The sequence below is a fragment of the Marilutibacter maris genome (assembly GCF_006546735.2).
In the GTDB taxonomy this organism is placed as follows: domain Bacteria; phylum Pseudomonadota; class Gammaproteobacteria; order Xanthomonadales; family Xanthomonadaceae; genus Marilutibacter; species Marilutibacter maris.
Genome location: NZ_VICD02000107.1, coordinates 1 through 9,177, shown reverse-complemented (window position 1 = coordinate 9,177; position 9,177 = coordinate 1). Strand labels below are relative to the sequence as shown.

General features: G+C 68.6%; 7 protein-coding genes and 1 pseudogene. All 8 read right to left on the bottom strand.

The window, feature by feature from the left end; genetic code table 11:
• A partial coding sequence (locus tag FKV24_RS07235; RefSeq protein ID WP_211371814.1) for a DNA repair ATPase occupies positions 1-3,070 on the bottom strand: 3,070 nt, incomplete at its 3' end.
• A gap of 169 nt (positions 3,071-3,239) precedes the next feature.
• A complete protein-coding gene (locus FKV24_RS07230; RefSeq protein WP_141481901.1) occupies positions 3,240-5,237 on the bottom strand; it encodes a flotillin family protein in 1,998 nt (665 codons plus the stop codon).
• A gap of 52 nt (positions 5,238-5,289) precedes the next feature.
• Entirely contained in the window at positions 5,290-5,946 is a 657-nt protein-coding gene (locus FKV24_RS07225) for an OB-fold-containig protein (protein ID WP_141481900.1), read from the bottom strand.
• 236 nt (positions 5,947-6,182) lie between these two features.
• Positions 6,183-6,875 carry a PspA/IM30 family protein gene (locus tag FKV24_RS07220; protein ID WP_111265204.1) on the bottom strand — a complete coding sequence of 231 codons (693 nt, stop codon included), beginning with the start codon at positions 6,873-6,875 and terminating at the stop codon, positions 6,183-6,185.
• Positions 6,876-6,906: 31 nt separating this feature from the next.
• Positions 6,907-7,521: a biofilm formation regulator BacA gene (gene bacA, locus FKV24_RS07215; protein ID WP_111265203.1), complete on the bottom strand. Its 615-nt coding sequence runs from the start codon at positions 7,519-7,521 to the stop codon at positions 6,907-6,909.
• Positions 7,522-7,663: 142 nt separating this feature from the next.
• Positions 7,664-7,909, bottom strand: coding sequence for a hypothetical protein (locus tag FKV24_RS07210; protein WP_141481899.1), 246 nt, complete (start codon positions 7,907-7,909; stop codon positions 7,664-7,666).
• Between the two features lie 76 nt (positions 7,910-7,985).
• Complete coding sequence (locus FKV24_RS07205) at positions 7,986-8,435, bottom strand: ApeP family dehydratase (protein ID WP_170288240.1); 450 nt, start codon at positions 8,433-8,435, stop codon at positions 7,986-7,988.
• A pseudogene (locus tag FKV24_RS19225) lies at positions 8,432-9,177 on the bottom strand (MMPL family transporter); the annotation flags it as partial. The pseudogene FKV24_RS19225 and the gene FKV24_RS07205, both read right to left, overlap by 4 nt.

Here is a 9,177-nt window from a genome sequence, read left to right as displayed (position 1 = left end):
ACGCCAGCGCGCGCGCCTGCGGCGCATGCACCAGGCTGCCGGCACCGGCCTGCAACGGCAGCAGGGCCTGCAGGATCAGCGCGGCATCGTGATCGTGGATGCCCTTCTCGTAACCCTCGCGATAACGCGGGGCGGCGAACTCGCGCACCAGCCGCGCCATCGCCTCCGGCTGCGCCAGCGCCTGCGCCAGCCGATCGGCGTCCAGTCCGTCGGTCTTGTCGCGCGCGGCGTCGACGATCAGCCCGGCCAGGTACTCGCCGCGATACAGCTGCGGCGATTCCGAGTCCAGCGACACCTGCCAGTAGTCGCGCGAGGCGTCCAGGGTCTCGTCGTGCAGCGGCTCGAAGAAGTCGGTGCCGGTCAGGTGCAGGGCCAGGCCCTCGCCGCGCGGCATGATGGTCAGATCCAGCGGCTGGGTGTTGACGCTGAAGCGGTGCCGCGGGCCGAGCCGGATCACGTCGCCGCCGGCCTCGAACAGCTCGCTGCGGTCGCGCTGGCCGCGCACGGCCTGGTCGCGGGCGCCCTTCAGCCGCGCCTCGACATCGTCGGCGCGGACGTTGTCGCGCAGCCCGCGCAGGCGTTCGATCAGCTCGCGCAGCTTCAGGATCAGCGGGTCGCCGGCGAAGAACGCGTTGAGCTCGTCCGCCGACTGCAGGCGCTCGGTGCGCCGCGGCAGACCGTCCAGGATCCGGGTCGCGGCATCGGCCACGCTCTGCGCCTTGCGCTGGCGGTCGTCGAGCAGCGCCTGCTTGTGGGTCTCGAAGGTTTCCAGCAGCTCCTCGCGCTTGGCGAGAATGTCGGACAGGAACTGCTCGTGTTCGCCGAACTGGCTCTCCAGTTCCTCCAGCTGCACCATCAGCCGCGACAGCTGCTCGTCGCACTTCTCCGGGTCCTGCGCCATCGCCAGCGCGCTGGCGATGCTCTGCCCGAACAGACTGAACTGCGCACCGAACTGGGCGACCGACTCGGCCGATCCCAGCTGGCGACGGCGCTGGCCGGCGCGGGCCTTGGCCTGGTTCAGGCGCGCGTACAAGGCCGAGATCGACTCGACGATGCGGGTCCGCCGGGTCGCGTCGTCGACCTTCAGCGTCGCCATCAGTTCCGACAGCATGTCGAGGTCGGCGGACATCGCCTGCATCGCCTCCAGCGGCGCGTCGAGGGCGCTGACGCTCTCGGCCGCCTGGGCCTGCGCATCGAACTGCTGCAGGCGTTCGCTGAACGGCTGCAATGCCTGTTCGCCGGCCAGGAACACGCCGGTCGCCTCGCCGAGGCTCGCCTGCGCTTCCAGCACCTGCGCTTCCATCGCGTCGATGCGTTCGACGTCGATGTAGCGTTGCTCGCGCAGGGTCAGCAGGTGTCCGCGCTGGCGCGACAGCGCGCCCAGCGCCTCCACGAACGGCTGCACGCCGTCCCAGTCCTCCGGTCGCAGGCCGGCGATCAGCGCCTTCTGCTGCGCCTCGGCCTCGGCCATCGCCGCCGCCGACTGGCGGCGGATGCCCTCGACCTTCTCGTACTCGTCCAGCACCGATTCGCCGGTGGCGATGACCTCGCGCAACTGCGCGGCGACGCCGCCGGCCTGCGGATCGGCGATCCAGTGGTGCAGGTCGAACAGCCGGCGCGCTTCGTGCACCAACTGCTGGTAACGCTGCAGCGACACCTCGGTCGAGGCGATCGCGCGGACCAGACCGTAGACGTTGGAGATGCCGCGGACCAGCTCGGCATTGCCGATCCGGCCCAGGAAGCTGTTGTCGGCCGGCTGCCGCGCGGCGAACTCGTCGCTGGTGAACGGGGTCTGCCAGACCTGCATCGGATGCACCCGGGTCGGGTCGTCGCTCTCGGAGGAGAACAGCACCATGCGGCCGTCGGGCAGACGCGCCATGCCATGACCGAACATCGGCGTCTGCAGGCGCCGCTCGATCATGTTGTAGGTGAACAGCGCGGTGCGCCCGGCCTGCGGCTCGTAGAACACGTACAGCACGTCCTCGCCATTGGGCGAGCGCACCGAACGGCTGAAGCGCATGCCGTCCATCGACTGCTCGAACGCCTTGTACTCGCCGTTCTGCAGGTAGTAGCCGCCGGGGAAGACGATGCCGTGATCTTCCGGCAGCTGGATGCAGGCCTGGCCGATCTCGTCGATGCGTCGCACCTGCCGGCTCAGGGTGTTGTAGACCAGGTAGCGCCAGTCGCGCTCGCGATACGGCAGCACCTTCAGCAGGATCAGGCTGCCCAGGCGCGCGAACGACACCTTGGCGTCGTCCAGCGATTGGGTCTTGTCCTCGACCGGTTCGCGATAGATGCCCTCGCCGTCCTCGGTGTTGTTCTCGACCTTGACGGTCAGGTCGCCGCCGAGGGTCTCGACGAACACGGTGTCGAGGATGTTCAGATGCGGATGGCGGCCGTTGACCGCCATTTCGCGGGTCGCTTCGGTCCATTCGAAGTCGTACGGCGCCGGCAGCGCGATGTCGCGCTCGCCGCGGTTGTCCATGTAGCGGACCTCGCGGCCCTCGTCCGCCAGCGCCCAGCGGAACACCCGCAGGTCGTCCAGCCGCTCGCCGATCTGGAACGCCGCCAGCAGCTTGCCGTCGCGCACCGCCAGCTGCACCAGCCGGGTGTCCTTGTAGTAGGCGTACAGCTCGCGGAAGTCCTGCACGAAGCTGTCGGCGCCCAGGAAGCTGTCGGCCGCCGCGACCGGGGTCACGTCGTAGCCGTCGCCCGCCTGCACCAGCTGGTACAGCGAGAACACGTCCTCGACGCGGGTTTCCTTCTTCAGACCGAGGAATACGTTGTAGCCGAACAGCAGACGGTCGCCGACCTGGACCAGGTCGCGGGCGACGCAGTTGTTCTCGGTGCGCACCCGCAAGCGGCCGACGACTTCCATCCGGCTGCTGCCGAAGGTTTCCAGCCGATTCGCGTTGAGCGCCTCGGCCAGCGCGCCCAGGCGCTGTCCCTGATCGGCGAGGCGCCGCTGCAACACCTCGTAGGCGCCGCCTTCGGCCACCGCCTTGTCCACCGCCGAGCCCGCGGCCGCCTGGGCCGTGGTCACTTCCGCCTGAGCGTCCTGTTCCGCCATCCGTCTCCACTCCGGCCCCGCGGGGGGCCTGTCTCGTCACGCGTGTTCATCGTGCGTGCTCAACGTGCGTGTTCAACGCGCGCGCCGGAACGGGGCACAGTACGCCCGGGGCCGGCAGCGCCGCGCAAGAGCGGCCGACCGGGCGTCGCGCGCCGGCCGGCCGTCGCGATCACGAATCCAGCGCGGATCCGTCCGTGCGATCGCCCGAGTTGGTCCGGCCGGTCTTGATCGAGGCCAGCTTCTCCAGCAACTCCTGCACGATCGGGCTCTTGCCGGCCACGCCCTCGATCGCCTTGCCGACCGACAGCGCCTTGGCGAAGGAATTGAAGAACTCGCCCTCGCCGCCGACGATGTCGATGTTGGCCTTGCCCAGGGCGGTGCCCAGCACTTCGGCCTGCTCGCGGGCGATGTCCTTGTTGGCCTCGATGCTGGCGATCGCCTGATCGAAGTTCTTCTCCAGCTGCATGCGGAACTCCTCGTGGGCACGCGCGTTCTCCGACAGCGCGTCCAGCGAAGCGAACTTGTCCTCCAGGCCCTCGGCCTCGGACTTGAGCTTGGTGAGCAGCACTTCCGCCTCGGACAGGCCCACGTCGCGGGTCGCCTTGGCCTTGGCCTCGCCCAGCGACTGCTCGCCGCGCGCCTGCGCCGACAGCTTCTCTTCCAGCACCTTGGCTTCGGACAGACCCTTCTCCTGGCCGCCACGCGCCTCGGCGGTGAGCTTCTCGGCGATGACCTTGGCCTCGGCCAGGCCTTCCTTCTCCATCGCCGCCGCCGACACCTCGCGGACCCGCGCATCGGCCAGGCCCGGCGCCGCGCGCTCGGCCTCGATGCCCTCGGCCATCTTCTTCTTGGCCTCGGACTGCTTGGCCGCCGCTTCCAGCTCGGCCTGCGCCATCACCGTGACCTCGACCGCCTTGTGGCGCGCCGCGGTTTCCTCGGCCTCGGCCTGCTTGACCTGGCGCACCAGGTCCTGCTCGGCGCGCGCCTGCGCTTCGAGGATAGTGACCTGCTTATGGCGGTCGGCCTCGGAGACCTCGCGCACTTCCTTGATCCGCTCTTCCTCCTGGGCGACGGTCTTCTCGACCGCGACGCGCTCGCGGATGACGTTGGCGATTTCCTTGCGCTGCTCTTCCAGCGCCTTTTCCTTCTCGATCTTCTGCAGCTCGACCTCACGCTCGCGCGAGACGATCTCCAGATCCTTGGCGCGGGTGACTTTCTCGACCTCGATCACCACCGCGCGCTGGCGGTTCTGCTGCGCCACCTCGACCTCGCGCAGGCGGTTCTCCTCGCGGATGTCGAGCTGCTCCTGCACCGTGATGCGGGCCTGCTCGGCCTTCAGGCGCTCCTCTTCCTGCACCTTCAGCGTCTCGGCTTCCTCGCGCGCCTTGATCGTCTCGATCTCGCGCTTCTGGCGCGCCTCGGCGTCGGCCTGCTGCCGCTCCAGCGCCAGCATCGCCTCGCGGGTCTCGACGTTCTTCTTGGTGATCGCCAGCTCTTCGTTGCGCGAGAGCTCGTTGGTGATCACGTTCTGCGCCGCGGTCAGCTCGGTGATCTTGCGGATGCCCTCGGCGTCGAGGATGTTGGTCGGATCCAGCGAACCCTTCGGGGTCTGCTCCAGGTAGTCGATCGCGACGTCCTCGAGCACGTAGCCGTTGAGGTCGTTGCCGATCACCTCGATGATGCGGTCGCGGAATTCCTGGCGGTTCTCGAACAGCTTGACGAACTCGATCTGCTTGCCGACCGTCTTCAGCGCCTCGGAGAACTTGGCGTTGAACAGCTCGTTGACCGCGCCGCGATCGGAGGCGCGATCGACGCCGATCGCCTTGGCCACCTTCAGCACGTCCTGCTGGGTCTCGTTGACGCGCAGGTAGAAGGCGACGGTGATGTCCGCGCGCATGTTGTCCTGGCAGATCAGCCCGTCCTTGCCACGCCGGTCGACTTCCAGCGTGATCAGGGAGATCTTCATGAACTCCTGCTTGTAGACCACCGGCAGGACCATCGCGCCGGTGAAATGCACCTTCGGCGTCGACGACAGGTCGTTGACGATCAGCGCGGTGCCCTGCGGCACCTTCACGTAGAAGGCCTTGATCAGCCCGAACACCCCAAGCAGGATGCCCACCACGACGCCGATTCCGATCAGCACCGGCAGAATTTGTTCAAGCACCATTACCGCATCTCCCTAAGTACGGGTTTCCACTCGATGGGCGGCGACACGCAGGTCACAGCCCCCTGAATTCGTCCTCGCCTATCACCCGATAGACGTTGTCATCCTCGATGTGCTCGATCAGCACCACCCGGTCGCCGCGCTTGAAGCCATCCGCGGCCTCGGTCCGCACCTGCAGCACCAGGCCGGCGCCGCCGTCCTCGACCCCGGCGATGCCCTGGCGGGCGTCGACCAGCGGGCTGCGCACCACCCCGACCATGCCCAGCAGCGAGCGTGGCGGTTCCGGGCGGAGTTTGGCGTAGAGCTTGCGCACCGGGCGCAGCAACAGGCCGGCCACCGGCATCGCGACAACGAAGCTGGCCACCATCGAAGCGGTGCCGGTCAACAGCCGCAGCACGCCGCCGGGCAAGTGCCGCAGCAGCAGGTAGTCGCTGTAGTAACTGAACATCCAGGCGGTCAACACCAGCACGGTCAGTACGATCATCAGCGGCAGTCCGCCCAGCCCCAGCCTGGCCATGATGCCGGCCATCGCGTTGCCGTCGACCGCATCGACCGCTTCGCCGATCTCGACATCGCTCTCGAACCAGCCGTCGATGATCTCGAAGTCGATCATCCCCAGCATCGCGATCAACCAGTACGCGACCAGTACGCCGAGCAGCACGGTATAGACCGCGGTCGGGTACGAGAAAACGATCTGCAGGAATGTCTCCACTGGCGATCTCCCCTGACGCTGGCGCGGCGGCTGCCGCTGGCCGATCCTGTCCCGCCGGTCACTCCACCGGCAGGTCGCCGGGCCTCCGTGCCCGGTCTTGTGCGCAGCCTCCCTGCCGCCGCTTGCTGGTCGTCGGGTCGGGCCTGGCCCGACCCGACCGTCCGTTCAACAGGTCTTGCTCAACCAGTCTTGCTCGACCGGCCGGTCCTTGCCCGCCGCTCTCAGACAGTCCGATCTCAACCCGCCTGCTTCTGCTTCAGCCGCTCCAGCACCGACTCGGCACTGGCGGCATCGGCGATGATGCCGGCCTCCTTGAGCTTGACGTCGACCGCGTCCTGGCCGTCGTCCTTGGCCAACTCGGCGGCCGCTTCCATCCGCGCGCCGCGCTCGGCCTGCTTGACCTTGATCCGCTCCAGCGAGTCGATCGCGGTCTGCAACTTGCTCTGCGAACCGCTGTAGCGATGCGCGACCGTCGCCTGCGCACGCTGCACGCTCTCGGTCGCCTTGACCGTGTCGACCTGCTGCTTCAGCCGGCGGATATTGGTCTCGGCCTGGGCGACCGCGCGACGCAGGTCGGCGATGCTGGCGGCGAACTGCTCGACCTGGGCCTGCTCGGCATCGCGGCTGCCTTCCAGCACCGCGATCTTGCCGGCCACCTCGCGCGCCAGCGCCTCGTCGCCGGACTCCAGCGCCTTGATCGCGTAGGCCTCGTACTCGGCCGCCTTCTCGTTGGACTTGGCCAGCCGGGCCTCGGCCAGCTTGTGCTTGGCCATGATCTCGGCCAGCGCTTCCTTGGACCGGCGCAGCTCGGCGTCGGAGTCGCGGATTTCCTGGTCCAGGATGCGCAGCGCCTGGCCGTCGATGATCGACTCACCCACCTCGTTCGCGCCGCCGCGCAGGGCGGTCAACAGCTTGCTCCAGATGTTCATGACGTCTCTCCGTTAATCGGTCGGGCGCCGCTCAGGCGGCGTCGCGCAGGCGCGGCTCGAAGGCCTCGGTGACCTTGATCACGTTGTCGGCCAGGGTGTCGATCTCGAACACCACGTTGGACAGGCTGGAGTGGGCGTCCAGCGCGCCGAACATGATGTAGACCGGGTCGCCGTCGACGACCTCGATGCCGATGGTCGACAGCGGGAACAGCTTGTGGGTGCGCAGCACTTCCTCGTTGAAGGCCGCCGGGTCCTTGACCTGGGCGACCGGCCACAGCAGCGCTTCGACGATGATCTGCTCGCCTTCCACGGCGAGGAACACCGGCAGGTCGCCGTAGTCGTGCATCACCAGGTGCAGACTGGGGGTGGCGCCGTCCAGCAGCTCCACCGACACCGCTCCGCTGCGGAAGACATCCGTCGCCGACAGCGCTTCGTGCAGCGCGGCCGCGGTCCAGACCTTGGGCTCGTTCATACCGATCTCCTTCTGGGTAGGCACCGAGCCGCGAGGCTGGCGCATGCGTCGCTCGACTGCCGCCAGTTCATCGGCGAACTCCGGCAGGATCCAAAGCTCTTTCTTCACCAGCCCCATGTCGCGCAGGCGTTCGCGGTGACGACGCTGGTAGTAGGCAGAGGTCTTGCGTTCCATGGGACCGACAGTACCCATCACATGTGACATTGTCAAGACATCACATGTAGAAAACATCTTCATTACATGTGATGTCGTTGACGCAGCGCATCCACCCCCGCCACGGGGTGCCTGAGGTCTCGGGAGCGCCACACGGCGCGGCTCAGGCCGGGAGGGCGTGGCGACGGCGGACCTCGGCGATGCGCGCGGCGACGTCGGCCTCGACACCGTCCTTCTCGGCGCGGGCGAAGATGTTGGCCAGCACCCGCTTCTCGTCCTCGTCGACGACCCGGTCGCGCAAGGCCAGCTCCAGCAGCCGTTCCAGCTCGCCCAGGTCCATGCGGCCGTCGTCGGTGAAGACCCGGATCGAGGCCAGGGCGATTTCCAGATGGCTGTGCGGCTCGGTCATGCGCATGTCCCTATATCGATTGAGCGGAGCCCGGGCAGCTTACATGTTTCGTGTTTCGTGCTTCGGGCCGCCGCGGTCAGTCGACGGCACCGCCCAGCGCGACCATCGCGCGGCCCTGCGCGATCGTGCGGTCGTCGTGGAGGATGCGGAATCCGTACAACTGGCCGGCGGCGCTGTCGGCCAGGCGCTCGGCCTCGCCGATCAGCGGCCCCGCAAGGTCGTCGATGCGGGCCAGCGACAGCGCCACCCCACGCAGCGCGACCAGCAGCCCCGCGCGCGGCGGCGCGTCGGTGGCGAGCAGACCGCCATGCACCGCCATCGCCTGCGCGCCGTACTCGCACAGGTGCACCGCGCCCAGGCGGCCATGCCGGCGCAACGGATGCGCCGGATCGCGGTGGCTGTCGGCGCGCACGCGGATCCGCTCCGCATCCCAGGCCAGCACCGCGTCCCACAGGCACATCGCACCCTGATGCGGGACCAGGCCGAGGATGCCGGCGCGGTCGAGCAACGGCGCGTCGGCGCTCATGCCGCCACCGCCGGCCGACGTGCGATCAACAGCGCCAGCAGCACGTTGAACAGCACCCCCAGCGCCACGGTGACGCCGATCGCGCGCAACACCGGTATCTGCGAAAGCGCGAGCAGGGCGAACACCAGCAGGGTCGATACCGCGCACACGATCACCGCGTGCAGGGTCCGTCGTTGCTCGGCGGCATCGGCGCCGGCGTGGTCGAAGAACAGCGCATAGTCCAGCCCGAGCCCGGCCGCCAGCATCAGCGCGACCAGGTGGAACAGGTTCAGCTCGACCCCCAGCCCGCGCAGCACCGCCAGCACCAGCGCGGTGGCGACCAGCATCGGCGCCAGCACGCAGATGGTGCGGCGCAGATCGCGCAGCATCGCGTAGACGCCGCCGGCAAGCAGCAGCACGGCCAGCGCCAGCGCCCACAGCACCCGCGCGCGGTACTCGGCGACCAGCGACTCCGAGGTCCGCTTGAGGTCCAGCAACTGCGCACCGTTGGCCCGCGCGACCTGGGCGACGACGTTGGGATCGGCCAGCCCGCTGAGCGAGACCAGGGCGGTCGCGCGCCCGTCCCCGACCAGCAGCAGACCGGCCAGGGTCGCCTCCAGCGGGGTGCCGGCGAGATCGTCGAGCCGCAGCGGCGGCGCCTGCCGCGCACGCTGGACGTCGTCGATGAAGGCGTCGAACGCATCCGCGCGGAACGGCGTGCCGGTCAGCGCGGCGGCCATCTCGGCGCGCAGGGCCGGGCGGT